General features: G+C 73.2%; 24 protein-coding genes. 10 read left to right on the top strand and 14 right to left on the bottom strand.

What is annotated here, in order from left to right; genetic code table 11:
* The first annotated feature begins 145 nt into the window (after positions 1–145).
* Positions 146–1,327 carry a 5-(carboxyamino)imidazole ribonucleotide synthase gene (locus COUCH_RS34095; RefSeq protein ID WP_249609271.1) on the top strand — a complete coding sequence of 394 codons (1,182 nt, stop codon included), beginning with the start codon at positions 146–148 and terminating at the stop codon, positions 1,325–1,327.
* The gene (gene purE / locus COUCH_RS34090) at positions 1,327–1,824 is read left to right on the top strand and encodes a 5-(carboxyamino)imidazole ribonucleotide mutase (protein ID WP_249609270.1); all 498 of its coding nucleotides are present in this window, start codon (positions 1,327–1,329) and stop codon (positions 1,822–1,824) included. The genes COUCH_RS34095 and purE overlap by 1 nt, the downstream gene beginning before the upstream one ends.
* Positions 1,825–1,892: 68 nt before the next feature.
* Here purE and COUCH_RS34085 read toward each other — a convergent pair whose 3' ends face one another.
* Together COUCH_RS34085 and COUCH_RS34080 are read right to left on the bottom strand one after the other, a co-directional pair.
* Positions 1,893–7,175, bottom strand: coding sequence for an SCO7613 C-terminal domain-containing membrane protein (locus tag COUCH_RS34085; RefSeq protein ID WP_249609269.1), 5,283 nt, complete (start codon positions 7,173–7,175; stop codon positions 1,893–1,895).
* Positions 7,176–7,310: 135 nt separating this feature from the next.
* Positions 7,311–8,750 (bottom strand): UDP-glucose dehydrogenase family protein, encoded by a 1,440-nt coding sequence (locus COUCH_RS34080; protein ID WP_249609268.1) that lies wholly within the window; start codon positions 8,748–8,750, stop codon positions 7,311–7,313.
* 150 nt (positions 8,751–8,900) lie between these two features.
* Here COUCH_RS34080 and COUCH_RS34075 point away from each other — a divergent pair, with 150 nt between their 5' ends.
* Positions 8,901–10,055, top strand: coding sequence for an acyl-CoA dehydrogenase family protein (locus COUCH_RS34075; RefSeq protein WP_249609267.1), 1,155 nt, complete (start codon positions 8,901–8,903; stop codon positions 10,053–10,055).
* 5 nt (positions 10,056–10,060) lie between these two features.
* Here COUCH_RS34075 and COUCH_RS34070 read toward each other — a convergent pair whose 3' ends face one another.
* The 6 genes from COUCH_RS34070 to COUCH_RS34045 all read right to left on the bottom strand — a co-directional run bounded on the left by COUCH_RS34070 (position 10,061) and on the right by COUCH_RS34045 (position 12,988).
* Positions 10,061–10,453 carry a hypothetical protein gene (locus COUCH_RS34070; protein ID WP_249609266.1) on the bottom strand — a complete coding sequence of 131 codons (393 nt, stop codon included), beginning with the start codon at positions 10,451–10,453 and terminating at the stop codon, positions 10,061–10,063.
* 12 nt (positions 10,454–10,465) lie between these two features.
* Positions 10,466–10,915 (bottom strand): SitI3 family protein, encoded by a 450-nt coding sequence (locus tag COUCH_RS34065; RefSeq protein WP_249609265.1) that lies wholly within the window; start codon positions 10,913–10,915, stop codon positions 10,466–10,468.
* Positions 10,916–10,937: 22 nt separating this feature from the next.
* A complete protein-coding gene (locus tag COUCH_RS34060; RefSeq protein WP_430641018.1) occupies positions 10,938–11,408 on the bottom strand; it encodes a hypothetical protein in 471 nt (156 codons plus the stop codon).
* 165 nt (positions 11,409–11,573) lie between these two features.
* Complete coding sequence (locus COUCH_RS34055) at positions 11,574–12,275, bottom strand: WXG100 family type VII secretion target (RefSeq protein ID WP_249609264.1); 702 nt, start codon at positions 12,273–12,275, stop codon at positions 11,574–11,576.
* Positions 12,272–12,586, bottom strand: coding sequence for a hypothetical protein (locus COUCH_RS34050; protein ID WP_249609263.1), 315 nt, complete (start codon positions 12,584–12,586; stop codon positions 12,272–12,274). The genes COUCH_RS34055 and COUCH_RS34050 overlap by 4 nt, the downstream gene beginning before the upstream one ends.
* A gap of 3 nt (positions 12,587–12,589) precedes the next feature.
* On the bottom strand, positions 12,590–12,988 hold the full coding sequence (locus COUCH_RS34045; RefSeq protein WP_249609262.1) for a YbaB/EbfC family nucleoid-associated protein: 399 nt from the start codon (positions 12,986–12,988) through the stop codon (positions 12,590–12,592).
* Positions 12,989–13,141: 153 nt separating this feature from the next.
* Between COUCH_RS34045 and COUCH_RS34040 the strand changes: the two genes are divergently transcribed.
* The gene (locus COUCH_RS34040) at positions 13,142–13,702 is read left to right on the top strand and encodes a Uma2 family endonuclease (RefSeq protein WP_249609261.1); all 561 of its coding nucleotides are present in this window, start codon (positions 13,142–13,144) and stop codon (positions 13,700–13,702) included.
* 2 nt (positions 13,703–13,704) lie between these two features.
* On the opposite strand, the gene COUCH_RS34035 is transcribed toward COUCH_RS34040, so the two are convergent.
* Complete coding sequence (locus tag COUCH_RS34035) at positions 13,705–14,511, bottom strand: sulfite exporter TauE/SafE family protein (RefSeq protein WP_249609260.1); 807 nt, start codon at positions 14,509–14,511, stop codon at positions 13,705–13,707.
* 10 nt (positions 14,512–14,521) lie between these two features.
* Positions 14,522–15,538, bottom strand: coding sequence for a hypothetical protein (locus COUCH_RS34030; RefSeq protein ID WP_249609259.1), 1,017 nt, complete (start codon positions 15,536–15,538; stop codon positions 14,522–14,524).
* A 50-nt stretch (positions 15,539–15,588) separates the two neighbouring features.
* Between COUCH_RS34030 and COUCH_RS34025 the strand changes: the two genes are divergently transcribed.
* Genes COUCH_RS34025 through COUCH_RS34010 form a run of 4 tightly spaced genes read left to right on the top strand, consistent with a single transcriptional unit; the run spans position 15,589 to position 20,334 of the window.
* Positions 15,589–16,104: an acyl-CoA thioesterase gene (locus tag COUCH_RS34025; protein WP_249609258.1), complete on the top strand. Its 516-nt coding sequence runs from the start codon at positions 15,589–15,591 to the stop codon at positions 16,102–16,104.
* Positions 16,105–16,120: 16 nt separating this feature from the next.
* Entirely contained in the window at positions 16,121–18,037 is a 1,917-nt protein-coding gene (locus COUCH_RS34020; protein ID WP_249609257.1) for an acetoacetate--CoA ligase, read from the top strand.
* 42 nt (positions 18,038–18,079) lie between these two features.
* Positions 18,080–19,888, top strand: coding sequence for a hypothetical protein (locus COUCH_RS34015; protein ID WP_249609256.1), 1,809 nt, complete (start codon positions 18,080–18,082; stop codon positions 19,886–19,888).
* Entirely contained in the window at positions 19,885–20,334 is a 450-nt protein-coding gene (locus tag COUCH_RS34010; RefSeq protein WP_249609255.1) for a hypothetical protein, read from the top strand. The genes COUCH_RS34015 and COUCH_RS34010 overlap by 4 nt, the downstream gene beginning before the upstream one ends.
* A gap of 17 nt (positions 20,335–20,351) precedes the next feature.
* Here the strand turns inward: COUCH_RS34010 and COUCH_RS34005 are convergent, their stop codons facing one another.
* Positions 20,352–21,071 carry a TIGR03089 family protein gene (locus tag COUCH_RS34005; RefSeq protein WP_249609254.1) on the bottom strand — a complete coding sequence of 240 codons (720 nt, stop codon included), beginning with the start codon at positions 21,069–21,071 and terminating at the stop codon, positions 20,352–20,354.
* A gap of 171 nt (positions 21,072–21,242) precedes the next feature.
* Here COUCH_RS34005 and COUCH_RS34000 point away from each other — a divergent pair, with 171 nt between their 5' ends.
* Together COUCH_RS34000 and COUCH_RS33995 are read left to right on the top strand one after the other, a co-directional pair.
* Complete coding sequence (locus tag COUCH_RS34000; protein ID WP_249609253.1) at positions 21,243–22,388, top strand: glycosyltransferase family 4 protein; 1,146 nt, start codon at positions 21,243–21,245, stop codon at positions 22,386–22,388.
* A gap of 22 nt (positions 22,389–22,410) precedes the next feature.
* The gene (locus COUCH_RS33995) at positions 22,411–23,526 is read left to right on the top strand and encodes a mannose-1-phosphate guanylyltransferase (protein ID WP_249609252.1); all 1,116 of its coding nucleotides are present in this window, start codon (positions 22,411–22,413) and stop codon (positions 23,524–23,526) included.
* Here the strand turns inward: COUCH_RS33995 and COUCH_RS33990 are convergent, their stop codons facing one another.
* From COUCH_RS33990 to cofD, 3 genes are all read right to left on the bottom strand, one after another.
* Positions 23,527–24,081 carry an NUDIX hydrolase gene (locus tag COUCH_RS33990; protein WP_249609251.1) on the bottom strand — a complete coding sequence of 185 codons (555 nt, stop codon included), beginning with the start codon at positions 24,079–24,081 and terminating at the stop codon, positions 23,527–23,529.
* Positions 24,078–25,088, bottom strand: a complete 1,011-nt coding sequence (locus COUCH_RS33985) for a coenzyme F420-0:L-glutamate ligase (protein WP_249613897.1) — start codon at positions 25,086–25,088, stop codon at positions 24,078–24,080. The genes COUCH_RS33990 and COUCH_RS33985 overlap by 4 nt, the downstream gene beginning before the upstream one ends.
* Before the next feature lie 91 nt (positions 25,089–25,179).
* Complete coding sequence (gene cofD, locus COUCH_RS33980) at positions 25,180–26,133, bottom strand: 2-phospho-L-lactate transferase (protein ID WP_249609250.1); 954 nt, start codon at positions 26,131–26,133, stop codon at positions 25,180–25,182.
* Positions 26,134–26,186 lie beyond the last annotated feature (53 nt).

Raw genomic sequence — 26,186 nt, 5'->3', positions numbered from 1 at the left:
GACCGGGCGACGAAGCGGAGACGCGGTTGCGCCGGGCGAGGTGGGCCCGGGGTGCGCCGGGCCTTGCCGGGGTGGCTGCCCGCCTGGTGGGCGGGGACAGCCCCTGCACCAGCGACGGGATGCCGGTCGTTAGGCTTGGGCCGCGATGGATACTCGAACCGGCCTTCCCGTTGTCGGCATGGTGGGCGGCGGGCAGCTGGCCCGGATGACCCACCAGGCCGCGATCTCCCTCGGTCAGTCGTTGCGGGTGCTCTCCGTGTCACCCGACGACAGCGCGGCGCTGGTCGCCGCCGACGTGCGCATCGGCACGCACACCGATCTCGCCGCGCTGCGCGAGTTCGCGAAGGGCTGCGACGCCGTCACCTTCGACCACGAGCATGTGCCGACCGGGCACATCGCCGCGCTGGCCGCCGAGGGCGTGAAGATCTACCCGGGCGCCGAGGCGATCGTGTTCGCCCAGGACAAGCAGCGGATGCGGGAACGGCTGAGCGAGCTGGGCGCGCCGGTGCCGCGCTGGCGCCCGGTGAGCAGCGCCGCGGAGATCGCCGACTTCGCCGCCTCGCTGACGCAGGCCGGCACCGCAGCTGGCGGGGACTCCGGCGGCTGGCCGGTTGTCGCGAAGGCCGTGCGCGGCGGCTACGACGGCCGCGGCGTGTGGATGCTCGCCGATGCTGCCGCCGCCGAGGAGCTTGTCGCCACCGGGACGCCGCTGATCGTCGAGGAGCGGGTGCCGCTGCGGCGTGAGCTGGCCGCCCTGGTCGCCCGGTCGCCGTTCGGGCAGGTCGCCGCGTATCCCGTCGTCGAGACCGTGCAGTGGGACGGCATCTGCGTGGAGGTGCTCGCGCCCGCGCCCGGGCTTTCCGAGGAGCGGGCGCTCGAGGCGCAGCAGCTTGCCATCGACCTCGCTCACGCGCTGGGCGTCGTCGGGCTGCTCGCCGTCGAGCTGTTCGAGACCGGCGACGGCATCGTCGTCAACGAGCTGGCGATGCGGCCGCACAACTCGGGGCACTGGACCATCGAGGGTGCTCGTACCTCTCAGTTCGAGCAGCATCTGCGGGCCGTCCTCGACTATCCGATGGGCGAGACCTCGCTGGCCGCCCCGGCCGTCGTCATGGCGAACGTGCTCGGCGGGCAGCCCGGCGGCATGTCGCTGGACGAGCGCCTGCACCACCTGTTCGCCGACGACCCTGGCGTGCGCGTCCATCTGTACGGCAAGCAGGTCCGCCCCGGCCGCAAGATCGGGCACGTCACGGTGCTCGGCGACGACATGACGTCCGTACGCGCCCGCGCGGCACGCGCCGCACGCCGGCTCCAGGAAGGCGAATGATGGCACCCTCCGTCGGCCTCATCATGGGTAGCGACTCCGACTGGTCCACGATGGAGGCGGCGGCGCTGGCCCTCGCCGAGTTCGAGGTGCCGTTCGAGGTGGGGGTGGTGTCCGCCCACCGTACGGTGCAGAAGATGGTCGACTACGCGAGCTCGGCCGCGGACCGGGGGCTGAAGGTCGTCATCACCGGCGCGGGCGGGGCGGCGCACCTGCCCGGCATGGTCGCGGCCCTCACTCCGCTGCCGGTCATCGGCGTGCCGGTGCCGCTGAAGTACCTCGACGGCATGGACTCGCTGCTCTCAATCGTCCAGATGCCGGCCGGCGTGCCCGTGGCGACCGTGTCGATCGGCGGGGCGCGCAACGCCGGGCTGCTCGCGGTGCGGATCCTCGGCGCTTCGGATCCGGTGCTGCTGAAGAAGATGCAGGCTTTCCAGTCGAACCTGGAGCAGGTCGTCGCGGAGAAGGACGCCGCGCTGCGCGCACGCCTGATGAGCTGACCCGCCCAGCAGCCCGGCGGTGAAGCCGCGCCGCTGGACGAAAGCCCGGGCCCAGCCCGCAGAGAGCGTCAGCGCAGCCGCACCAGCGCCCCGCGCAGGCGCTCCTGGGTCCGGCGGCGGCTCTCGTTGGTCGCTCCGAGGAACAACAGGACCACCCCGACCGGTACGAGGACCAGCCACGGCCCGACCAGCGTCGTGGCGAAGTGGATCGTCGCCACCGCCGTGGCCGTCGCGCCGATCACCACCGGGGCCTGCTGCTGCAGGCGGGACCCGATGATCAGCGTTGTCACCGCGCCGAGCAGCAGGAGCAGTTCGCGCAGGTCGCCCGCGTTCGTGGCGATGACCAGGCCGGTCGTCGGGACGAACGCCGCGAGCAGGGACGGGCCGTACGCCGCCCAGCTGCTCAGGTCCGGGCGCTGGCGGGCTTCGAGGGCGCCGACGAGCAGGGCGAGCGCCGCGAACGGGAGCGTGTACGCCTCCGGCAGTGCCACGTCCGCGAGGGCGACGAAGAGCCAGATGCCGATGATCTCGAAGCCGACCGCGAGCCAGAACAGGTTGCGGCGCTGGTTGGGCGTACGGCCGGGGCGGGTAGCCGTGAGGCCGAGGATCGCACCCCAGGCCGCCAGCAGGGCCGCGAGGTGGGCCGGTGAGTCGTACGCGAGCGCGCCCGCGACCAGCGCCGACGCGTACCCGCTCCATTCGACCGTGGTGGCCTCGAGGCGGTATTCGGGCAGGCCGAGGCGGGGGAGCGCGGCCTCGAGGATCAGCAGCGCCGCACCGACGGCCAGGACGCCGAACGACGCCCATTCGGCGGTGAGCCCCGCGATCAGCGCGACGGCCAGCACGAACGCCTGGCCCATCGCCGCGGTGAACAACCAGCCCAGGACCCGGGCGTGCCGGCTGCGGCCGGCGACCGCCGCGACCAGGCCGACGCCGATCGCCGAGCCCAGCGTGAACAGCGTCAGCTGGTGGGTGGCCAGGCTGCCGGACAGGCCGGCGCCGCCGGCGAGCAGGCCGATGACGAACACGATGCTGCGGGTGGCGCGCAGCAGGGCCGCCCGGTTGGAGACGGGTGGCGGGGTCAGCGCCAGCCCCAGCATGACGATCGTGAAGACCACCAGGGCCGCCGACGTCGACGTCGGCCAGCGGGCGTCCAGGGCGATCGGCGCGATCAGCAGGGTGATCGCCAGGCCGGGCAGGATCACGGGTACGGCCTCGGCCGGCTTGCCTCCGAAGCCGAGGGCTGCGAGGGCGGCGGCCACGGTCAGCAGCACCGCCGCGAGCACGGACGTACCGTCGACGCTGCCGGACGCGGGGCTGGTCAGCGCCTCGACCGGGCCGTCCCAGATCGCCCGGAGCTGCTGCATCGGGTCGAGGAGCGCCGCTCGCAGCGCCGGGGCGAGCGACAGCAGCGCCAGCACGGTCGGCAGCGCCGCCACGAGGACCGCCCCGGTCGCCGGGTCGACGAGCCACCGGCCGCGCAGGCGGCTCGGACGCATCGCGCCCCACCGGACGTCGGCGTAGCTGGGCGCGGTGTACTTCGGGCGCCGGACGGGCCGCCACGACGGCCGCGCCGCGACCCTCGGGCTGGGTGCCGGTACGGCGCCACGCAGCAGCTCCGCCACGACGCCCAGCAGGGCAGCGGCCGCCGCGTACAGGGCGGTCGGGTAGTCGCTCGGTACGGAGGCCAGCGCCGTGATCGTGGCCCCGCCGACCAGCCCGATCGTGGCCCACGGCAGATACTGGGCGATCTTGGGGCCGGCGACCGCGAGCAGGGCCAGGGCGAGGCTCGACCCGGCCAGCCCGGCGGTCAGCACCACCGGGACCGTACGGTTCTGCTCGGCGGCGATGGCGGCGAGCACGCCGGGGGCGGCGAGCAGGGCGCCCAGCGTGGCCGCCCCGCCGATCTGGGCGCGGTGCCGCGGCATGCCGGTCTCGTCACTGATGGCGACGCCGTCCTCGGCGACGGCCCGCTGGGCCCATTCCCGGCGTTCCTGCGGGTTGAAGCGGATCCGTGAGAGCCAGGCCGTGAGCACGCACGCCACGATGATGAGGCTCAGCGCGACCGCGGTGGCCCAGGGCCGGATCAGGCCCGCGCCGGCGGCGTGCAGGGCCACCACGGCCGCCACCCCGGCCCGGTCGAGGGCGTCGCGGGGGTCGGTGGCCGCCGCGGACGCGATGCCGTAGCCGATGGCGACCGCGCCGCCGATGATCAGAGGGGACCACCAGGGCATTCCGAGCGCGGCCGGCGCGCCGATGGTCGCGAGGGCCACGCCGACCGCGCTGACGTCGTACTTCCAGGGGCGGGGCAGGGCGAACGCCGCCGCGACCGCGATGAGCAGCAGCGCGAACGGCGCCTGCCAGGCGCCCGGGGGTGCCGTGGTGGGCAGGGCGCCGATGTCCGAGGCCCAGATCGGCCCGGGCGCGGCGATGAGCCGCAGGCCGGAGACGAGCGCCTGCCAGCCGGCGATGGCGCCGATCACCAGGCCGGCCACCGCCAGGCCGCGGACCGGACCCCGTCGCCAGTCGTCCGGCAGCGCGCGGACCCCGAAGGCGACGATCAGCACCACGATCGCCGCGACGGCCAGCGGCGCCTCGGGGAAGGCCAGGGCGGCGACCCGGGCGAGCGCGCCGCAGACCGCCACGGTGGCGGCCGCCGCGGCGATGTCGGGCCCGTCGAGCATCCGGTCCGCACGCCGGCCGTTGTCCAGCGACTTCGCGAAGAAAAGGAGGAAGGCGGCGGCCAGCAGGAGCGCGCCCACCCAGACGTCCGGCGCGGTGGAGCCCGGTGCCAGCAGAGCGGCGAGCGCCAGGGCGACTGCCCCCAGCCCGGTTCCGGCGGTCAACGGGACGCTGACCTCGCGCCGGGCCACCTGGAACACCGCCGCGTACGTGAGCGTGCCGGCGACGGCGAGGAAGCCGAGGGCCAGCGCGGGGACGGTGACGGCCTCGGTGGGCGGTGGCCCGTCGCCGCGGTCGTGGACGGCCAGGACCGCGGTGACCACGGCCCCGGGGATGGCCAGAGCCGCCGCCCCGGACGCCCAGTCGCCGATCAGCCAGGCGTACAGGCGTACCGGGATCTGGCGGGCCGCGACCGCGACCATCACGCCCGCGCCGGCCAGCGCGGTGAGGACCGCGGCGGTCAGCCACGACGCGCTCAGCGCGGCGCCGGCGCCGAAGAGGCCGACGACGCCCGCGGCCGCGATGTGCGCGACCGCGACCCGGCGGGTCGGCGCGAGCAGGCCGGCCGCGCCGATGCCGATGGCCGCCACGACCAGCGGCCAGGGCGCCTCCGACCAGGGCAGGCCCAGCGACGACGGCACGGACAGGGCGGTCAGCGCGACCCCGGTCACCGCGCCTTCCCACCTGTACTCGGCCGGCAGGGCGAGCGCGGCCGCCACGGTCAGCAGCAGCGCGCTCAGGGCCAGCAGCCACCCCGATTCGCCCGCGGCCGCGGCGAGCCGGCCCGCGTAGGCGGCGGTGTCCGCGTTCCACACCGGCCGTGCCGCCTGCACCGGCGCGAGAGCCGCGCGGAGGGCGTCGACGGCGACGAACAGGCCGATGAGCGTGAGGGCGGCGGCCGACGCGTACTGCGGTCCGCGCCGCACCTCGTCCGCGAGCATGCGCACGGCGGCCCCGGTGACGGCGACGGCGGCGGACGCGGCGGCGAGGGTCCAGGCCGGCGAGCCCACCGCCGCGATGCGGGCGCAGGCGCCGATGATCGCCAGGGTCAGCACGGCCCCGGCGATGTTGCGCGCGAGGATCTGGTCGACCATGCGCGCGGCCGCGGACACGATCACGGCGGCGAGGATCAAGATCAATCCGGAGCGTACGGCGTCCACCACGGCGTCCGCGCTCAGCAGTGCGGCGGTGGCGTACAGCAGCGCGCCGGCCGCGGCGATGCACAGCAGGCTGAAGGTCAGCTGCCGCAGCCAGCCGGCCGACGGCGGTGTGGCGGGCGGCGCGAGCGGCACCGAGCCGGCGGCGGGCGCGCCGGCCGGTCGGGGCCCGGGGAAGATCCGCGTGGGCAGCCAGCGCCGTCGGCGGCGCCCGGTGAGCCCGTCGATGATCAGGTCGGGTTCCTCGGGCCGGGACTCGGGCCGGTCCGGCGTGTCGAAGTCCGCGTCGGCGGCGGCCGGATCGGCCTCGGTGGCCTGCGCGGCGGCGCTGTAGGAGCCCGGGTCCGCCGGGTCGTCGCGCGACTCGAAGTCGCGGGCGCCGATGTCCCGGGCGTCGGCCTCGGCCAGCGACTCCCGGTCGCCGGCGACGGGGCGTCCCACCGGCCAGCGCGGCACCAGCCGGCCCCGCCGGATCACCGTGGTGAGCAGCAGCAGGTCGACGACGGCCACGGCGGTGAGCGCCAGCGCCCATCCGGCCGGGCTCTCGATCATCGGGTACGCCAGCAGCGGCGGCACCGGCTGCACGGCGACGACCGTGGCGTACCGCGGGGCGGCGAGCCGCGTGACACCGGCGTAGACGAACGACGCCGCCGCGGTGATCAGCAGCGTGACGCCGAGGAACACCGGGGCGGGCACGCGGGAGCCGCCGAACGCGGGACTGCCGTGCAGGGCGTACAGGCTCATCGGCAGCAGGATGAGCCCCACCGCCGCGAGCGTCTCACCGGTCGAGGTGAGGCCGCGGCGGGCGATCACGGGCGCGGCCGCCAGTGCGACCGCGGTGAAGAGGGCGAGGATGAAGGCGCGGCCCACGCCGTTGCTGGTCGCGCCGGCGAAGACGACGGCGGCGACGCCGAGGACGAGCGCGCTGAGGCCGAGCAGGATGTTCTGCACCGACTGCGACGAGGTCTCCGGCTCGTGCGCCGGCGGCTGGGGCGGCAGCGGCGCGACCCGCGGGCGCCGCGGCGGTGCGGCCGGCGGCGGCTCCTCGGTGGGCGGCGGGTCGTCGACCAGCACGGTCACCCCGTCGGTGGCGTGCCCGGGCGGCCCGGTGTACGGCGTGCCCGGCGGTGACCAGGACGGCCGGCCCTCGGCGGGTGCGGCGGCCGAGGGCGCACCGGCAGCCACGGGGGAGCCGGTCGCCACGGGGGAGCCGCTCGCCATGGGGGAGCCGGTCGCCACCGGGGAGCCGGTTGCCGCGGGGGCGCCGGAGGTCTGGGCGGCTCCGGGCGTGCGCAGCCGGATGCGCCGGCTGGCTGCCTTCGCCGCGGCGCGTTTCCGCTGCTGGTTGGCGTGCGCGAGGATGTCCCGCTGGAACTGCGCGGCCTGGATCTTGCTCGCGATGTTCGTGCGTTCCTTGGCCGCCGCCAGATCACGGATCTTCAGTTCCGCGATCGACGCCTCGATACGGGCCAACTCCTCGTCGTAGCTGTCCGGCTCCTGCGCCTGCGCCACGGCACCTCCTTGACCCGACCCACCCCGAGCATGCCTTCCCGACACCTCATTAGAACAGTCCCAAGCGGGTCGAGATCAATGGAAACGGCCGCGAACCCGGCAGGTTCGCGGCCGTGGCCGGAAATCGGTCAGTCGTCAGAGTGCCGGGGCGGGCCGTCCCATGCCGCGGTACTGCCAGCCGGCCCGCGCCCACAGGACCGGGTCCAGGCAGTTCTTGCCGTCGATGACGCGCTTGCCGGCGACCGTCTCGCCCAGCGCCTGCGGGTCGGCGTTGCGGAACTCCGCCCACTCGGTGAGCACGCACACCAGTTCGGCGCCGGCGACCGCCTCCGCCATGGAGGTCTCGTACGTGAGCTGCGGCTGCACCGTCCGCGCGTTGTCCATGCCCTGCGGGTCGTACACGTGCACGTCGGCGCCGGCCTTGGCCAGTCCCGCGGCGACGGCGAGCGCGGGCGCGTCGCGTACGTCGTCGGAGTTGGGCTTGAACGCGGCGCCGAGCACGGCGATGCGGGTGCCGGACAGGTCCGGGCCCGCCGGGCCCGAGCGGCGGCCCAGCAGCTCCGCCGCGAGCTGCAGCACCTTGGTGCGCCGCCGCTGGTTGATCAGGTCGACCTCGTGCAGGAACCGCAGCGCCTCACCGGCGCCGAGTTCCTGCGCGCGGGCCTGGAACGCGCGGATGTCCTTGGGCAGGCAGCCGCCGCCGAACCCGACCCCAGCCTGCAGGAACCGGTTACCGATGCGCGGGTCGTACCCGATCGCCTTGGCCAGCTGGGTCACGTCGCCGCCGGCGACCTCGCACACCTCGGCCATGGCGTTGATGAAGCTGATCTTCGTGGCCAGGAACGCGTTCGCGGCGACCTTGACCAGCTCCGCCGTGGCGAAGTCGGTCACCACCAGCGGCACCTCCCGGTCCTCGGTGGCGGCCAGGTCGAACACACCCTTGTGCGCGGCGTAGAGCATGCCGTTGGCCCACTCGGTCTTCACACCGACCACGATCCGGTTGGGGCGCAGCACGTCCTCGACCGCGAAGCCCTCCTGCAGGAACTCCGGCGACCACGCCACCTCGATGCCCAGCTCCGGGTCGGTGTGCTTGGCGACCAGCTGCTCCACCCACTCGGCCGTACCCACCGGCACCGTGGACTTGCCCACGATCAACGCCCGGCGCTTGAGGTGGCGGGCGAGATTGGTCACCGACGCCTCGACGTACGCCAGGTCCGCGCCCATCCCGTCGCCGCGCTGCGGGGTGCCCACACAGATGAAGTGCACGTCGGCGAACTCGGCGACCTCCTCGTACGAGGTCGTGAACCGCAGCCGCCCGGAGTTCAGGTTGGCCCGCAGCAGCTCGTCCAGCCCCGGCTCGTGGAACGGCACCTGCCCCGCGGCCAGCTTCGCGATCTTCGGCTCGTCCACGTCGAAGCCGAGCACGTCGTAGCCCAGCTCGGCGAAGCAGATGGCGTACGTGGCACCCAGGTAACCCGTGCCGAGGAACGCCAGCCGCGGCCGGGGAGCGCCGGACGGCACCTCGACCTCCGGGAACGCGGGTACGGTCTGCGTGGTCGGGTACGGGATGGTCACGCTGTGAACTCCAGTCACCAGGGGTACGTGGCAAACACCTTCTCACGGGGTCGCACAAACCGTCCGACCGCCGTCCGGGGCGAGGATAGTGCGCGTACCCTACGCGTCGGTAACATAGGGCGGCGGAGTCGCAGAGAAGGGGCCACAGCCATGTCTGAGTTCGACGTCTACCAGCTGCCGGAGGACCACGAGACCATCCGGGCGGCCGTCCGCGAGGTCTGCGACGCCCGCGTGGCCCCGAACGCGGCGGAGGCCGACGAGAGCGGCGAGTTCCCCAAGGCGTCGTACGAGGCCCTGCGCTCCTCGGACTTCCACGCCCCGCACATCCCGGTCGAGTACGGCGGCGCCGGCGCGGACGCCCTGGCCACGGCGATCGTCATCGAAGAGGTGGCCCGCGCCTGCGCCAGCTCCTCGCTCATCCCGGCGGTGAACAAGCTCGGCACGATGCCCCTGATCCTTGCGGGCTCCGAGTCTCTGAAGGAGCGCTACCTCCCGCCCGTGGCCCGCGGCGAGGCGATGTTCTCGTACTGTCTGTCGGAGCCCGAAGCGGGCAGCGACGCCGCCTCCATGACCACCCGCGCCGTCCGCGACGGCGACTACTGGATCCTCAACGGCGTCAAGCGCTGGATCACCAACGCGGGCGTCTCGGAGTACTACACGGTCTTCGCGGTGACGGACCCCGCCGCCCGCTCCCGCGGCATCTCCGCCTTCGTCGTGGAGAAGTCCGACGAGGGCGTCAGCTTCGGCGCGCCGGAGAAGAAGCTCGGCATCAAGGGCAGCCCCACCCGAGAGGTCTACTTCGACAACGTCCGCATCCCGGCGGACCGCATCATCGGCGACGAGGGCACCGGCTTCGCGACCGCGATGAAGACCCTCGACCACACCCGCGTCACCATCGCGGCCCAGGCCGTCGGCATCGCGCAGGGCGCGCTCGACTTCGCCCTCGGGTACGCGAAGGAACGCAAGCAGTTCGGCAAGCCCATCGCCGACTTCCAGGGCCTGCAGTTCATGCTCGCCGACATGGGCATGAAGCTCGAGGCGGCCCGCCAGATGACGTACGTGGCGGCCGGCAAGAGCGAACGGGGCGACGCGGACCTCACGTACTTCGGGGCGGCGGCCAAGTGCTTCGCCTCGGACGCGGCCATGGAGATCACGACGGACGCGGTGCAGATCCTGGGCGGGTACGGCTACACCCGCGACTACCCCGTGGAGCGCATGATGCGCGACGCGAAAATCACCCAGATCTACGAAGGCACCAACCAGGTCCAGCGCATCGTGATGGCGCGCCAGCTGCTCAAGGGCTGACGCCGTCACCGGGGGCGGAGCTCGGCCGACACCGCCATGTCGTCGAGCTCCGCCCATCCGACCGTCCCGTAGTGGTAGTCGTCGTTCTTCTCCCACCCGAACCCGGCCGGGATGGTCTCGGCGGCGTCGTTGTTGAGGCCCCGCCACCAGATCGCGCGGACCCCGTCGCCGTCCGGCGCGGTCAGCTCCAGGACGGCGCCGTCCCGGTGACGTGCGGTCGTGGTGAAGGAGACGGTCAACTCCACACGCTCGGGCGCCACGGGTCCCGACCCGTGGGCCCGCCGCAACAGTTCCCCGTCGACCAGCACGTACGTGCCGGAAAGCACGCGATCGCGTACGGCGGCGCGGTGTTGCGCCGCGAGGAAATCAGGGCTGTCCGGGTCCCACGCCGAACTCACGGAAGCCACCGCTCACCCCGGAATGATGTCGTCGGCGCCGGCGTAGCTGCTCCACCAGCCATCACGGCGATGCTTGACCAGCTCGCCGCCGAGCCTGGTCAAGAGCAGCACATCACCGTTGAAGACGAAGGCCGCGTCTTCCGAGCCGCTCGTCAGCACGCGACGTACGACCGTCAGCATGTTCGAGATGTTCCACTGCGGGTCGGCGAACTTGTCCATGCGGAATCCGAGATTGACGTACTCCTCGGGCTCCCACTCCCACGAGCCGTCGTCGGAGAGGACATCGACGTATCCGTTGCGCCCTGCACGGACCGTTGTGCTGAATCCGAGGCGCTCCAGCAGATCGGCGGACAGCAGAGGAGGCGTTCCCGTCGGGCGCTCATCCGGATCCGGATAGGCCCGTTCGGCAACCTGGTCCACGGGAGTGGTGCCGGCCAGAGTCAGCCGGTAATCGAGCGCCATGTTCGCGAACTCCGCATCGTGCTCACTGCTCCGGAATGAAGGGGACGATCTCACCATCGGATGTGATGACCTTGACCTCTTTCAGGTCGGGTACGGGCCAGTCGCGAAACTGCGTGCGGAGAGCCGATACGTCCCCGCGCCAGTCTTGCAGGTTGACTACGACCCGCTGTGTCTGGCCGTCGGCGACCTTCTCCTGTACCTCGGACCAGATACCCCGGACGTTCTTGGTCGGTTTGGTGGGGGAGTAGCAATCGAAGACCCGGCCCTCGAGCAAGTAGTCGGGTTCCGACGTGGGACGGCCGGTGTCTCCGGTGGCATCTCGGGCGCGGGTCACCTCGTCCAGCGATGGGTTCTGCTTGATGCGGTAGCCCTTGGCGGCCAAAGCTTGGGCGGCAGCATTCTCCATCTCGAGGGAACGCTGCACCTCGGCGTCCTGCTTCGAGCTGACCGGGGTCGGGTGGCCGGTCGGGGTGCCGCCCGGCTCGCCCGTCATGCGGGTCACGAAGTGGTCCGGCTGTCGTCTCGCGCCGGCCCGCCCCGCCCCCGCCACCTCCTCGAGAGCGTCCTCGCCGCCTCGCACGCTCTGCACACCGCCGTGCCCGCGCCCCCGGTGCGGGCCGCTCTCTTCGTCTCCTCCGTGCGGCCTTCGTGGCACGATTCAGCCTTCGAGGAGGGTTGTCAGGTTCTGGAGGCTGGTGATCAGCGCGCTCGTGTAGCTCAGGATGCGGCCCGCCCACTTCACCACCGCCGAGGCGATCTGGGCGGCCACCACCGGGATCGTCACGACCAGGAGCGACTCCGCCGCCCACACGATCACGCGGGCGACCAGGTCCGCGATCAGGTCGCGGACGATGTCGCGGGTGAAGGTGACCAGGTTGCCGGCCGCCTGGGTGGCCGCGGCCATCGTCGCGGCCAGCACGCCGAGGCCGTCCAGGGCGTCGACGTTGTTGGCCATCAGGTTCTGGTACGTCTCCGCGGCCGGTCCCTGCCAGTCGGGCAGGTCCGAGGTGAGGGCCGACTCGAGGTCGGTGGCCATCGACTGGAGTTCGGCGGCCATGTTCGTCCAGGTGGTGGCGTGGGAGGCGACGCGGTCCGGGATGCCGGCCAGCTTGTCGAGCATCTCGCGGAGCGGGTCGAAATACTCCATCGCCCAGCCGAGGCCGTTGGAGAGCAGGGCGCTGAACGGGTCCAGGGCGGTCGCCGCGGCCTCGGTGGCGAAGGCGCCGCCGGCCAGTGCCTGGTCGACCCAGGTGCCGCCGTCGACCGCCTGGTGCAGGCCCCGGAAGCTGTCCGCCAGGGAGAGGCCGGTCCACGCCGTACGCGTCGAGGTGACCGGGGCGACCAGCGACTCGCCGGTCATGACAGGCGTCCCGCGCGGCGTACCCGGTCCGCCGCCGTCCCGTCGGCCTGGTCGTAGTCGTCCCCGGTGCGGATCAGCGCCTCCGCGGCCAGGGCGAGGTTCTCCTCCACGTACGCGACGAGCTGGTCCTGCCGTACGTGCCGGCGCTCGAGGATGGCGGACATCCAGGCGCACAGCATCCCGTATGCCGCGTCGTCCTGGGCGATGGCCGCGCTCGCGCCCTTGACCGCCGCGAACCGCCGCTGCACCGCGTCGACCTTGGCAGCGTGCGCCCGCAGTTGCGCCGCGTCCACGGTGAATCCGTCGGCCATGCGTCACTCCCCGTCGCGCACCTGGGCGTCGAGCCGGTCGGCGATCGTACGGGCTGCCACCGAGTCCTCGCCCATCGTCTCCGTGATGATCTGCCGTGACCGCTCGGCGGCCTTGCGCCGGGCCTCCCGCAGCGCACCGAGCACGGCCCGTGAGACGACGTCCGGCGCCAGGCGCTGGATGCGCTCGGTGAGTCGCAGGTCGATGAGGACCCCGCTGGAGTCGATCGTCACCTCGGCGATGCCGTTGCCGTCCTCCGCGGTGACCCGCAGCTCGCCGAGGCGGTCGCTCATGGCCTGGGTATCGGCGGCCTTGCGGTCGATCCGGCTCTTCCAGTCCGCGAGGTACGCCCGTGCGCCATCGGGGTCCAGCAGGTCCTCGCCGCCGGGGAAGCTGCTGGTCATCGTGGGGGCCCGTAGCTGCCGTTCATCGTCCGCAGCCTATCAACGATCGGCCCCGTGTCCGGGTGCCGATGTCTCCCTGTGGACAGCATCAGCGTTGTCCACAGGGCTCGCCGACCGGCTTTCCTCCAGGTCCGAGAGAAGTAGGATGCTGCCATGAGCGCAGAGGCCGTGGGGCGATACATGCCGGCCGTCATCACGCTCGACGACCTGGCAGCCATGATCTCCGCCGATACGCATGGCCGTCGATATGAGACGAGTCCTGAGGGAGTTCTTTCCGTCGTGCCGCCCCCTGACAGCGAGCACGCCGTCATCGCCACTCGTCTCATGGCCTGGCTCATCACGGCGGGCGTGCCTGTGGATCAGCTGATGCAGGTGGCCGGGGTCCGCATCCCCGGGCCCGACGGCGATGGCGGCCGGATCCCGGACCTCTCCGTGTGGGCGAAGCCCCAGGAGCGCGCGGTGTGGCTCTCCGTCACCGACCTGCTGTTGGCCGTCGAGATCGTGTCGCGGGGGTCGGAGGCGATCGATCAGGTCGCCAAGGTGGAGGAGTATGCAAGGGCCGGCATCCCGCAGTACTGGACGGTCGCCCGCGACGCCGCGCTCACCGTGACCCTCTATCGGCTGGGGCCGGGCGGAGCCTATGAGAAGGAAGCGCAGATGCCGCTCGCGTGGCTGCTGCAGACGGCTCCCCGGGACCACCTGCCGACGGTCTGACGTCAGGGGAAGAAGAGCAGGCGGGCGATCGCGACCAGCCCGATCAGGACGATCAGCGCACGCATCAGGGCGGGTGGCAGCCGCCGCCCGAAGCGTGCCCCCGCAACTCCGCCCAGCGTCGCCCCCGCCGCGATCAGGGCGACCGCCGCCCAGTCGACCGAATGCCAGGCGACCAGCATGAACGTGACGGCGGCCAGCGCGTTGACGGCCGTGGTCAGCACGTTCTTCAGGCCCGTGATGGACTGCAGCGATTCCGCGGTCAGGACGCTCATCAGGCCGATGATCAGGACGCCCTGGGCAGCGCCGAAGTAGCCGCCGTAGATGCCGAGCAGGAACGTGCCGATGATCAGCGCGGTGTTCCGGGCGCGGGACGGGGTGGGGGTCGCCGGGCTCTCGGCGTACGGAACGGGTGTCGTGACGGGCCGGGCGCGGCGGGCGGCCGCCCGGCGTTGCAGGGCCGGGCCGGCCACCACCATGAGCAGGCCGAGCGCGATGAGCACGGGCACGACGGCCCGGAACGCCGACGCCGGCAGCACGAGCAGGAGCAGCGCCCCGGTGAGCCCGCCCAGGCACGACGCGGGCAGGAGCTGTCGGAGGCGGCCGGCCTGGCCGGTGAGTTCGCGGCGGTAGCCCCAGGTGCCGGTGATGCCGCCGCCCACCAGGCCGATGTTGTTGGAGACGTTGGCGACCAGCGGCGGGTAGCCGAACAGCACGAGCGTCGGGAACGTGACCAGGGTGCCCGAGCCCACCACCACGTTGATCATGCCGGCCCAGAAACCGGCGGCGAAGATCGCGAGCGGTGCGAGCACGCCTCCGAAGCTACAGCCGGCGGGTGGCCTCGTCCTCTTCCGGACGGCGCTGCGCCGGCAGGGAGATGGGCCGGGTGTCGTCGGCGGCCTCGTCGGCCGGGCGTTCCAGGTTGGCCACGGTGGTGCCCCGCCCGCGGGCGGGAGCCGGAGGAGCCGGGGGTACGGGTGTCAGCCGCGTGGTCGGGTCCTGACCCGGGTCGGGCCGCTCCTCGGCGCCAATGGACGGCGCCTCGCCGGGCCCTGGATCGGCGACCCGGCTGAGCACCTGCGTCCGGTCGCCGGGCACCTCCGCCGGCCCGATCACCTGCGTCTTCTCGCCGTCCGCCGCGCCGGGCGCGGAGATGACGGTCGTGACGTCCTCCGACTTCGCGACGTCGCGCGTCGGCTGTTCCGACTTCGCGACGTCCCGCGTCGGCTCCTCCGACTTCGCGACGTCCTGCGTGGGCGCCTCGGCGTGCGGGTCCTGGTTGAGCGGCGGGAACAGCCCGGACAGCAGCGTCGTCTTCTCGTCCTCGTCGCCCGCCGCGGTGCCGAAGACCGCGGTGCGTTCGGACGCCATCGGGGTGCCCGGTGCCGCGGCGGACCCGCGGGCGCGGCCGAGCGTGCCGATGAAGACCACCTGCGGCGGCTCGTACCCGGCCCAGCGGCGGGCGCTCAGCGCCGTGCACAGCAGGGGGACGGCGAGCAGGAGCGCTAGGCCGTACCCGGGGGTGCTGACGTTGAAGCCGTCCTTGGTGACCTCCGCCGGCCAGATGGCGGCGTACGAGTCGGGGGCTACTCGCGCCCAGGCGCCGATGCCGAGGAAGGCCAGGCCGGCGACGAGCGGTCCGGCGGGGGAGACGGGGGCGAAGAGCAGGATCGCGTACGCCGCCCCGGCCAGCAGGAGCAGCAGCAGCCCGCCCAGCGACTCGGGGCCGCCGTTGTCGCGGGCCCGCCCGGTGAGGTCCTGGTCGAACCCGACCCCGCAGAGGATCCACGTCGCGGGCGCCAGCACGAGGGCGTACAGGATCGACCGGAGATGTCGCACGTCCGGACCGTACCCGGGGGCGGCAACCAGGAGGAATTAACGTATCGGGCATGACTGACCACCCGTCGGGACGGCCGACCTCGCACTCGCGTGTCACGTTGAGCCGGATCATGAGCGCGGTCGACGTCAACCTGTACGGCACCGTGCACGGCGGCGTGCTGATGAAGTTCGTCGACGACGTGGCCGGCGCGGCGGCCGCCCGGCACAGCGGCGGGACCGCGGTGACCGCCGCGATCGACGAGATCGTGTTCGTGGAGCCGGTGCGGGTGGGCGACCTCGTGCACGCGTACGCGCAGGTCAACTGGACCGGCAGCACCTCGATGGAGGTGGGCGTACGGCTGACCGCGGAGCGGTGGGACACCGCCGGCGGCGATCCGATCACGGTGGCCACCGCCTACCTGGTGTTCGTCGGGGTGGACGTCTCCGGGCATCCGCGCGCGGTCCCGCCGGTGCTGCCGGAGACGCCCGACGACCAGCGGCGCTTCCGCGAGGCGATCATCCGCCGCGAGCACCGCCTGGCCCGCAGGAAGGCGATCCAGATGGCCCGGGCGGGCCACGCTGAATGAGCGTTAAGGTGTGCGCATGACGACGGGCACAGTGCTGTGGACGCCGCCGGCGGACGTCCTGGAGACCTCCAGGATGGGCCGGTTCCTGACCTGGCTGCGCGCCGAGCGCGGCGTCGACGTGCGCGACTACGCCGGGCTGTGGGAGTGGTCCGTCACCGACATGACCGGGTTCTGGCAGGCGATCTGGGACTACTTCGAGGTGGTCGCCCACGCCGCGCCGACCGCGGTCCTCGGCGACACGGCGATGCCGGGGGCCACGTGGTTCCCCGGGGCGACGCTGAACTACGCCGAGCACGTTCTGCGGATGCCCGGCCTCGGCGACGAGGACCCGGTCGTCATCGCGTACTCCCAGACCCGGGAGCCGGTCACGCTCACCGCCCGGCAGCTGCGCGACCGGGTCCGGCGGGTCGCCGCCGGGCTGCGCCGGCTCGGCGTCACCACCGGGGACCGGGTCGCGGCGTATGCGCCGAACATCCCGGAGACGTACGTCCTCATGCTGGCGACGGCGAGCCTCGGCGCCGTCTTCTCGTCGTGCGCGCCGGAGTTCGGCGTGCGCAGCGTCATCGACCGCTGGACCCAGATCGAGCCGAAGGTGCTGGTCGCGGTCGACGGCTACCGCTACGGCGACAAGGCGATCGACCGCAGCGCCGAGGTGGCGGCCATCCGCGAGGCGCTGCCCAGCGTCGAACGCGTCATCACGATCCCGTACCTGGGCAGCGAGGGCGACTGGGACACGCTCGACGGCGACGACCCGCTGACGTTCGCCGCGGTGCCGTTCGCCCACCCGCTCTACGTGCTCTACTCCTCCGGCACCACGGGCCTGCCCAAGCCGATCGTGCACGGCCACGGCGGCATCCTGCTCGAGCACGTCAAGATGCTCGCGCTGCACCACGACCTCGGCCCCGGCGACCGGTTCTTCTGGTTCACCACGACCGGCTGGATGATGTGGAACTTCCTGGCCTCGGGCCCGGCGGTCGGCGCGGCGATCGTGCTGTTCGACGGCAACCCCGGGCACCCCGACCTGGGCGCGCTCTGGCGGCTCGCCGCCGACGCGCAGGTCACCTTCTTCGGTACGTCCGCACCGTTCATCCTGGCGTGCCGCAAGGCCGGGGTGCAGCCGCCACCGAACGTGATCCGCGGCGTGGGCTCGACGGGCGCGCCGCTGCCCCCCGAGGGCTTCCGCTGGGTCTACGAGGCGCTGGGGGAGAAGCCGCAGCTCCAGTCGCTGTCCGGCGGCACCGACGTGTGCACCGGCTTCGTCGGCGGCGCGCCGCTGCTGCCGGTGGTCGAGGGCGTCATCTCGTGCCGGGCGCTGGGCGCGCGGGTGGAGGCGTACGACCCGCAGGGCAAACCGCTCATCGGGCAGCTCGGCGAGCTGGTCATCACCGCGCCGATGCCGAGCATGCCGGTGGGCTTCTGGAACGACCCGGACGGCCGCCGCTACTTCGAGGCCTACTTCGACGTCTTCCCCGGCGTGTGGCGGCACGGCGACTGGATCACGGTCGGCGAGGACGGCACCTGCGTGATCACCGGCCGTTCCGACGCCACCCTGAACCGCGGCGGCGTGCGGCTCGGCACCGCCGAGTTCTACTCGGTGGTCGAGGCGATCCCGGAGATCGCCGACTCGGTCGTCGTCCACCTCGACGAGGCGGACGAGCTGCTGCTGTTCGTGGTGCTCGCCGAGGGCCTCGAGCTCGACGACGCGCTGCGCGGCCGCATCCGGGCCGAGCTGCGTGCCGCGCTGTCGCCGCGGCACGTCCCCGACGAGATCCATCAGGTACGGGCGGTCCCGCGCACCCTGTCGGCGAAGAAGCTCGAGGTCCCGGTGAAGCGCATCCTCACCGGCACACCGGCCGACCAGGCGGCGGCGAAGGGTGCGCTGGCCAACCCGGAGTCGCTGACGGCCTTCGAGGAGTACGCCCAGCGTCGCTGAGCAGGCCCTCGTCTTCTGTGACGTTTCGATTACTCTTGGTCTATGTCGCGGTGGGATGCGGGTACGGTCCTCGCCCTCTCGATGTGGACCCTGTGGACGACGGTGGCGCTGGCCCTCCTGGGCACCCGTCGCGCCGGCCCGGTCCTGTCCATGGGCTTCGTCGTGCTCGGCGTGGTGCTCTGGGCCGGGAGTGACGTGACCTGGCGCGCGTACCTGGAGGGCGCCCTCATCGCCCAGATCGCTCTCGCCGCAACCGGCATCCGTGACCGGACGGCGCGCCGCCGGCTGGCTCTCGCCGCAGTGGTCTCCGTGCCGGGCGTGGTCTGGCTGGCCGTGACCGGTGGTCCGCGCTACTGGGTTCCGCCCCTGGTGGGCGTCGCCCTCGTGGCGCTGGTCGGTGGAGTAGCGATGGCCGTCTCGTCCCGCTCCGCTCGGTGGACGCCCTCGAAGCCTCTCCGGCGGCCGACGGCCTCGCCGTCGGCCCCGGCCCGGGCCGCCGGGCCGGGTGTGGTCGAGTCCGCCCCGGCCGGCGCCGACGTGACGCCCTGGCGATCGTCCGTGCTGACCGAGGGTCTGCAGGGCGACGAGCGGCGGTCGTCGCGTCCGGAACCGGGCCCGTCCCTGCCGTTCGTCGAGGAGCGCTGCTCGGCTGTTCCGGAACGCAGCGCCGGCGTGCCGATGGTGGACGAGCGCAGGTCGTCGCGTCCCGTGCCGGGTGTCGTCGGGCCCGTTCAGCCGACGCCCCACCGTACGCGGCCGTCGGCACGCGACCGCTCCTTCCCCGTTGCGCTGGAGCGACCGGCCCACCTGCAGGTCCAGGCGATGCTGGGCGCATCGGTGAACGTCGTCGGCATGGGCCGGATCTGCGGCCCCGGCACCGTACGGGTCCACGACTCCCGGACCGTGGTGGTGGGCGACGACGTCACGGTCGACCTCCGCACACACCTGCGGGTCAAGCGGGTGGAACTGTCCCTCGGCGCCCTGCGGGAACGCTGCGCCCAGGCGCTGGACGACCTGGTCCGCGGCGGGTCGGTGGCCCGGTTCCAGCGCCGGCTTCGCGCGATCCTCGGACGCCCCGGGCCCGACGGCTCGCAGGAGCGGTTGCCGGTGAAGGCGCACCACCGGGTCGAGGTGTACGACTGCGCCTACGTGCACCTGGGGAACGGCACCCGTACCGACATCGAGAAGCGGGTCGTCTTCGATATCTCGGTGCTGCCGCTCGAGGACTTGCTGCTGCGCGATGCCAGGCTCTGCGGCCTGCTGGCGAAGACCCTGCGGGACCGCACCGCTGACAGGGCCGTACGAGCAGCGGAGCTCGTGGATCGTGAAGCCGACCGTGACCTGGCGGCGTTCCTGAGGCATGCGCTGGCGGTCGCCGGGCGCGCCGACGACCGGGACCTCATTCGCGGCGCCCGCGGCGACGTGGACGACGCGTCCGTGCGGGGATTGTTCGGCACGGCCCGGGTACGCGACGCCGAGGTGGCCGTGGTCGGCGCCGGGAACGAGCTCAGGAGCCGGGTGGAGCTGAGCCGGCCCGGCTTCGACCGGACGCGCCTGCACGACCGGCTCGTCGACCTGCGGCGCGACCGGGACCTGTCCCGCACGGACCGGGGGCCGTCCCGGACGAACGCGTGGCCGGCTCGTAGCGGCCCGGGGGCGGATCGCACCGATCGGGAGCGGGGCGGCGCGGACACCTACCACGGGGAGCTCGGCGTGCGTACGACGTCGCCGGTGTTCGACAACCCGGAGGTCGACCGGGAACGACGACGGATACAGAGGGGGCGGGACGACATGCGAGGAACCGATCGGCCGGGGCGCGACGCGGGTGGTCTCGGGGGGCGGTCACTGTGAGACGTACGGTCGGCAAGACCTGGATCCTCCTCGCCGGCACCGGCATTCTGCTGACCGTCCTCGGTTTCGCCCTCGCCGGCGGCCCGTTGAGCGTCCTCGACCAGTGCGCCAGCATCGGCAGCTTCCTGTTCGGCGCCTTCAGCCTGGCGCAGGCACGCCGGTCCTACAGCCGCTCCGGGGGCGCCGGGGCGCCGGACGACGGTTCCGGGCTCGCCGAGCTCGACGCCGAGGACGTCGCCTACCTCGTGACCCGGCCCCGTGGGGATGTGGCCATCACGAAGGACGTCCAGCCGCCGCCGACGATCGGCCGGTCGGCACGCCGCTCCGCGTCTCGGGCGCGGGTCACGGTCCGTCGTGCCGGCGTCGTCGTGCACGACGGACAAGGCGTGACCATCTCGGATGGGCCTGCCCAGAAAGACACCGGCGCCCCTCCGGCGCGGCCGTAGCCGGTCGGGAGCGGCCGTCAGGCGAGGGTCAGCGTCACGTTCTCCGCCGCGGCGCGCTTCTCCAGCGTCGTCCGGTCCAGGTTGGCGCAGAGCACGATGCTCGCCCCGGCGTACAGGGGGGCGAGGAGCCAGTCGACCGGGTCCGGGTGGGTTCCGGCGTCCACGAGCACGCGCGCGGCCGGCCCGATGCCGAGTTCCTGCGCGCGCGCCGCCGCCGTACCCGAGATCGTGCCGTGGTCCGTGCCGTCGAGGGCGACGTCCTCGCCGGTGACCGGCTGGTACGCCACGAAGCGGTCGCCGTAGCCGCGTACCTCGACGGTGTAGTCCGCGAAGCCCGGCGGGAGCGGCCGCAGCGGCATGGCGAGCGGCAGGAGGCCTGTCACGTAGCGGTCCCCTGTCTTCCAGGCGTCCGCCGCCTGCACCGTCCCGGGCCAGGCGAAGAGGATGTCGGCCGGCTGCGGAGCCGGACCCGTACACACCTCGAGCCCCGCGGCCCAGGCGCCCAACAGGACCGCGGCCGTCTGCCAGTGCGGTGGCAGCAGCACCGCCGCCGTGTCGCCGGAACCCAGGCCGGCGCCGTCCACCAGCAGGTTGGCCGTCTTGGCGACCCAGTTGTCCATCGTCGCGCCGGACAGCTCGGTACGGTCGCCCGAGGCGTCGTCGTACCAGGTCAGCAGCGGCGTGGTGGGGTCACGGCGGACGGCAGCCGCGAGGGCCGCCGGAATCGTCTCAGTCATCGGTACCGACGATAGTCGGATGACTGACAGTGAGCGGTTGCTGCCGGGCCGGGACGACCGGGGAAAGCCCGGGTAACTAAGCGGTGTCGCCGGGCGTCGCGGTCGACACAGGAGGCATCGAGCGGCGTACCCTTGCCAGTGGTCTGGCCCACAGATGTGAGGAGTTGCCACGTGACCGCCGGTCGTCCGCCCCGAGTCCTCGTCGACGCCACGAGCGTCCCCGCCGACCGAGGCGGTGTCGGGAGATACGTCGACGGGCTGCTCGGCGCCCTCGCCGCGATCGGCGGCGACCGCATCGACCTGGCCGTCGTGGCCCAGCGTTCCGATGCGGAGCGTTACTCCCGGATGCTCGCCGGCGCGGAGGTCATCGCGGGTCCCGCCGCGGTCCAGCACCGCCCGGCCCGCCTCGCCTGGGAGCAGACCGGCCTGCCGCTGCTCGCCCAGCAGGTCGGCGCGCAGGTGCTGCACTCGCCGTTCTACACCTGCCCGCTGCGGGCGGGATGTCCGGTCACGGTCACCGTGCACGACGCGACGTTCTTCACCGAGCCGGAGCACTACGACAACACCAAGCGGACCTTCTTCCGCAGCGCCATCAAGACGTCGCTGCGCCGGGCCGCCCGGGTCATCGTGCCCAGCAAGGCCACCCGCGACGAGCTGATCCGGCTGCTGGACGCCGACCCGACGCACATCGACGTCGCGTACCACGGGGTCGACCACACCGCCTTCCACGCGCCCAGCGACGAGGAGAAGGCCCGCGTCCGGGCCCGGCTCGGCCTCGGCGACACCGGCTACGTCGCTTTCCTGGGCGCCAAGGAGCCCCGCAAGAACGTGCCCAACCTGATCCGTGGCTGGTCCCGGGCGGTCGCCGACTGGCCGCACCCGCCGGCGCTGGTCATCGCGGGCGGGCAGGGCCACGACGACGACATCGACCGGGCCGTCGCCGAGGTGCCCTCGCACCTGCGCCTGCTGCGCCCCGGCTACCTGCGGTACGCGGACCTGCCCGGCTTCCTCGGCGGCGCGCTGGTGGCCTGCTACCCGTCGTTCGGCGAGGGCTTCGGGCTGCCGATCCTCGAGGCGATGGCCTGCGCCACGCCGGTGCTCACCACGCCGCGGCTCTCCCTGCCCGAGGTCGGCGGGGACGCGGTCGCGTACACGACCGAGGAGCCGGACCGCATCGCCCAGGACCTCGCCGACCTGCTGCACGACGAGCCGCGCCGGCTCACGCTGGCCAAGGCGGGCTTCGACCGGGCCAAGGAGTTCACCTGGGCGTCCAGCGCCGAGGTGCACGTCGCGACCTGGAACCGCGTGGCAGGCTGACGATTCGTTACACTCCGTGCGCATGAGTGAGAATCCGGGTGGGCTCTACGCCGTCATCCCCGCAGGTGGCAGTGGTACTCGTCTCTGGCCGCTGTCTCGCGCCGGTCACCCGAAGTTCCTGCACCCGCTGACCGGCACGGACGACTCGCTGCTGCAGGCCACCGTCCAGCGGCTGCTGCCACTGGCCGACCCGTCCCAGGTGTACGTGGTGACCGGGGTGGCGCACGCGGCCGCCGTGTCCCGTCAGCTCGCCGCCGTACCGGAGGAGAACATCCTCGTCGAGCCGTCGCCGCGCGATTCGTGCGCGGCCATCGCCCTGGCCGCGGCCGTGATCGCCCGCCGGGAGCCGGAGGCGGTCATGGGGTCGTTCGCGGCGGACCACCTCATCGCCGACGGCGAGCGGTTCATCGGGGTCATCGAGCAGGCCATGGCGGGTGCCCGGCAGGGCCTGCTCATGACGCTCGGCATCACCCCGACGCGCCCGGAGACCGGGTACGGCTACGTGCAGTGCGGCGGCCCGGTCGGCGAGGGCGCGGTGCTCGCGGTCGAGGAGTTCAAGGAGAAGCCCTCGTACGAGGTGGCCGAGAGCTACGTGAAGTCCGGCAACTACCTGTGGAACGCCGGCATGTTCGTGTGGCGGGTCGACGTGTTCCTCGCCGAGCTCGCCCGCCAGCAGCCGCAACTGCACGCCGGCATCTCGCGGATCGCGCAGGCGTGGGAGTCGGCGTCCCGTGAGGAGGTGCTCGGTGAGGTCTGGCAGACCCTGCCCCGGATCTCCGTGGACTACGCGGTGATGGAGGGCGCGGCGGCGGTCGGCCGGGTCGGCACGGTCCCGGGCGACTTCGGCTGGAACGACGTCGGTGACTTCCACACCCTCGGCGAGGTCCTCGCGGCCGACGCGGCCGGCAACGTGATCGTCGGCCACCACGAGGTCGAGAAGCCGGGCGTGATCCTGCGCGAGACGGAGAACCTGGTCGTGGTCCCGAACTCGGGCCGGCTCGTCGCGGCGCTGGGCGTCCGCGACCTGATCGTGGTCGACACGCCCGACGCGGTGCTGGTCTGCCCGCGCGACCGCGCCCAGGAGGTCAAGTCCATCGTGGACGAACTCCGCGACAAGGGCGAGATCAGCTACATCTAGCTATCGAAGCCGGGCGAACGCCGGCGCCAGTTGCTGCTCCACGCCGCTCGCGAGCGGCGTCGGCAGGGCGCCGGCGGTGAACCAGGCCAGGTCCGCCGACTCCTCGCTGATCCGCTCCACCGTGCCCGCCGGGCAGACCGCGAGGAAGCGGACGTCGTAGTGCCAGGACGGACCGGCCGGCTCCCCGTCGGCCGGGGCGCAGCGGACCGCGTGCACGTCCATGTCGATCGGGTCCGGGTCGAGGCGCAGGTCGTCGATCCCGGACTCCTCCGTCGCCTCGCGCAGCGCGGCCGCCGCGAGCGTGGGGTCGCCCGGCTCACAGTGGCCGCCGACCTGCATCCACATGCCGAGGCGGCCGTGCAGGCAGAGCAGCACGCGGCGGTTCTCGTCCACGATCAGCGTGCTGGCCGTGACGTGGCCCGGCCGGTGCGCGCGGGTCATCGCCACCGGGCCCGCGCCGAGCAGCTCCAGCGTGCGCTTGCGGGCCAGGTCGGCCGCCTCGGACGTGGCCGACCATCCGCTCAGGACACCGGCGGCGTCGTCGAAGAGGCTCATGCGGCGGACACCGCGATGGTGGCGCCCGTCCCGTCGTACGCGACCGCGGACACGAGCCCCTCGGCGGCCAGCGCCGACCGGAGCCGCTGCACGTCCGCGCCGAAGCGCATCAGCCCGGCGGGCGTGGGGTCCGGGGCGGTGCACCGCAGCGTCTGCGGCGACGGCACCGCGACCGTGCCGTCGAGGCCGGCCGTGGCGATCGCCCGCTGCACCGCCTCGGCGCTCGCCGGCTCGTCCGTCGCGGACTCCGGCAGGGTGGCCGCCGCGCGCAGGCCCTCCGCGTGTGCTTCCGCCGTACCCAAGGAGAACATGTCGCTGGCCGCGTCCCGCAGCAGGACGTCCGCGCCGGGGGTGTCCGCGGCGCCCGCGCCCGGATAACCGCGCACCACCGCGACCGGCACCTGGTCGCACTTGCCCTTCACCAGCTCGCCCGCGGCGGCCAGCTCGTCGATCACGGCCATCTGGGTGAGCTGCAGCTCGTTGCCGTACGGGTCGATCTCGCCCCGGTGGTCGCGGAACGGCTCGATCCCGGCCGCGCCCAGCGCGACGTCGGTGAGCCCGTTGCGCCACGTGCGGCCCATCGTGTCGGAGACGATGACGCCGACGTGCAGGCCACGGGCCGCCAGGCCGGCGCGCAACCGACGGGCCGAGTCGTCCGGGGACGCGGGCAGCAGCACCAGATGCGTCTTGTCGACATTGGACGCGTCGATGCCGGCGGCGGCCATCACGAAACCGTGGTGGGTCTGCACGATCGCGGTCGCGCCCCGCCGGGCCACCACCCGCCGGGTCTCCGCCGCGAGGACCTCCGCGCGGGCGGCCTCGCGCTCCGGGCCGTCGGCGGGCACCTCGACCAGGCGCCCCTCCGCCTTCGAGACGATCTTGCTGGTCACCACGAGCACGTCGCCGTCGCGCAGCCACGGCGCGTTCCGGGTGATCAGCTCGGCCAGGTCGTCCCCGGCCGTCACGTCGCCGATGCCGTGCACCGGCAGGATCTCCAGGCCCTCCATCGCGGTCATGATGTGCCTCCCTGGCATGCCCATCTGGCCCTCGCCGTCCCGGCCGCCGCCGGCCGTCGCGGGTGAGGCTCCGTGCGGGCGGTCATGCCACCCCCGCCAGCTCCAACGCCGCAGCGACCATCGCGGACGTCGCCTCCTCGTCGCTCATCCACAGCGGCACGGCCTTCGTGCGCACGCCCGGGACAGCGGCCTGCGCGTCGGTCTCGTCGACCAGCCACCCGTCGAGGAGCCCTCCGGACGAGCGGGCGCCGTACAGGGCACCCACCGCGGCCGCGCTGACCTCGACGTCCAGCGTGGCGAGGCAGCGGTCGGCCATGCCGCGCACGGGTGCCCCGCCGATGATCGGTGAAACCCCCACGATCGGCGCCGGGCCGTCCACGACGGCCTCCTTGAGCCCCGGTACGGCGAGAATCGGCGCGATGCTGACGACGGGGTTGCTGGGGGCCACGAGCACCACGTCAGCGGCCGCGATCGCCGCCAGCACCCCGGCGGCGGGCTTCGCCTTGTCCGCGCCCACGAAGACGAACCGGTGCGTCGGCACGTCACCGCGGTAGCGCACCCACCACTCCTGGAAGTGGATGGCCCGCTGCCCGTCCAGGTCGACCACCACGTGGGTCTCCAGCCGGTCGTCGGTGGCCGGGAGCATGGTGATGCCCGGCTGCCAGCGCTCGCACAGCGCGGCGGTCACCTGCGACAACGGGTAGCCCGCGTTCAGCATGGTGGTGCGGACGAGATGGGTGGCGGTGTCCTTGTCGCCGAGGCCGAACCAGCCGGGCTCCGCGCCGTACCTGGCCAGCTCCTCCTTGACGACCCACGTCTCGCCGACCCGGCCCCACCCGCGCTCCGGGTCGGCGGCGCCGCCCAGCGTGTACATGACGCTGTCCAGGTCGGGACAGATCTGCAGGCCGTGCAGGCGTACGTCGTCACCGACGTTCACCACCGCCGTGACGTCGGCGCCTACCCGTCGCGCCCACGCGCGCACGCCCACCAGGAACCGGGCGCCACCGATCCCCCCGGTCAGGACCACGATCCGCATCCGACCATCCTTGCGCACCCGCCGCCGATCCGCGGCGTGCGGGGCGCTGGTGT

The sequence above is a fragment of the Couchioplanes caeruleus genome, from assembly GCF_023499255.1.
Lineage (GTDB): Bacteria > Actinomycetota > Actinomycetes > Mycobacteriales > Micromonosporaceae > Actinoplanes > Actinoplanes caeruleus_A.
This window is presented reverse-complemented; position numbering and strand designations above follow the sequence as displayed.

Coding starts and splice junctions, on each gene's coding strand:
- COUCH_RS33985 (WP_249613897.1), bottom strand. CDS start 25,088: ATGGAGGGCCTGGAGATCCTGCCGGTGCACGGCATCGGCGACGTGACG.
- COUCH_RS34050 (WP_249609263.1), bottom strand. CDS start 12,586: ATGGCCGACGGATTCACCGTGGACGCGGCGCAACTGCGGGCGCACGCT.
- COUCH_RS34095 (WP_249609271.1), top strand. CDS start 146: ATGGATACTCGAACCGGCCTTCCCGTTGTCGGCATGGTGGGCGGCGGG.
- COUCH_RS34075 (WP_249609267.1), top strand. CDS start 8,901: ATGTCTGAGTTCGACGTCTACCAGCTGCCGGAGGACCACGAGACCATC.
- COUCH_RS34005 (WP_249609254.1), bottom strand. CDS start 21,071: ATGACTGAGACGATTCCGGCGGCCCTCGCGGCTGCCGTCCGCCGTGAC.
- purE (WP_249609270.1), top strand. CDS start 1,327: ATGGCACCCTCCGTCGGCCTCATCATGGGTAGCGACTCCGACTGGTCC.
- COUCH_RS34045 (WP_249609262.1), bottom strand. CDS start 12,988: ATGACCAGCAGCTTCCCCGGCGGCGAGGACCTGCTGGACCCCGATGGC.
- COUCH_RS34055 (WP_249609264.1), bottom strand. CDS start 12,275: ATGACCGGCGAGTCGCTGGTCGCCCCGGTCACCTCGACGCGTACGGCG.
- COUCH_RS34025 (WP_249609258.1), top strand. CDS start 15,589: ATGACTGACCACCCGTCGGGACGGCCGACCTCGCACTCGCGTGTCACG.
- COUCH_RS33990 (WP_249609251.1), bottom strand. CDS start 24,081: ATGAGCCTCTTCGACGACGCCGCCGGTGTCCTGAGCGGATGGTCGGCC.
- COUCH_RS34040 (WP_249609261.1), top strand. CDS start 13,142: ATGAGCGCAGAGGCCGTGGGGCGATACATGCCGGCCGTCATCACGCTC.
- COUCH_RS34015 (WP_249609256.1), top strand. CDS start 18,080: ATGTCGCGGTGGGATGCGGGTACGGTCCTCGCCCTCTCGATGTGGACC.
- COUCH_RS34020 (WP_249609257.1), top strand. CDS start 16,121: ATGACGACGGGCACAGTGCTGTGGACGCCGCCGGCGGACGTCCTGGAG.
- cofD (WP_249609250.1), bottom strand. CDS start 26,133: ATGCGGATCGTGGTCCTGACCGGGGGGATCGGTGGCGCCCGGTTCCTG.
- COUCH_RS34065 (WP_249609265.1), bottom strand. CDS start 10,915: ATGGCGCTCGATTACCGGCTGACTCTGGCCGGCACCACTCCCGTGGAC.
- COUCH_RS34060 (WP_430641018.1), bottom strand. CDS start 11,408: ATGACGGGCGAGCCGGGCGGCACCCCGACCGGCCACCCGACCCCGGTC.
- COUCH_RS33995 (WP_249609252.1), top strand. CDS start 22,411: ATGAGTGAGAATCCGGGTGGGCTCTACGCCGTCATCCCCGCAGGTGGC.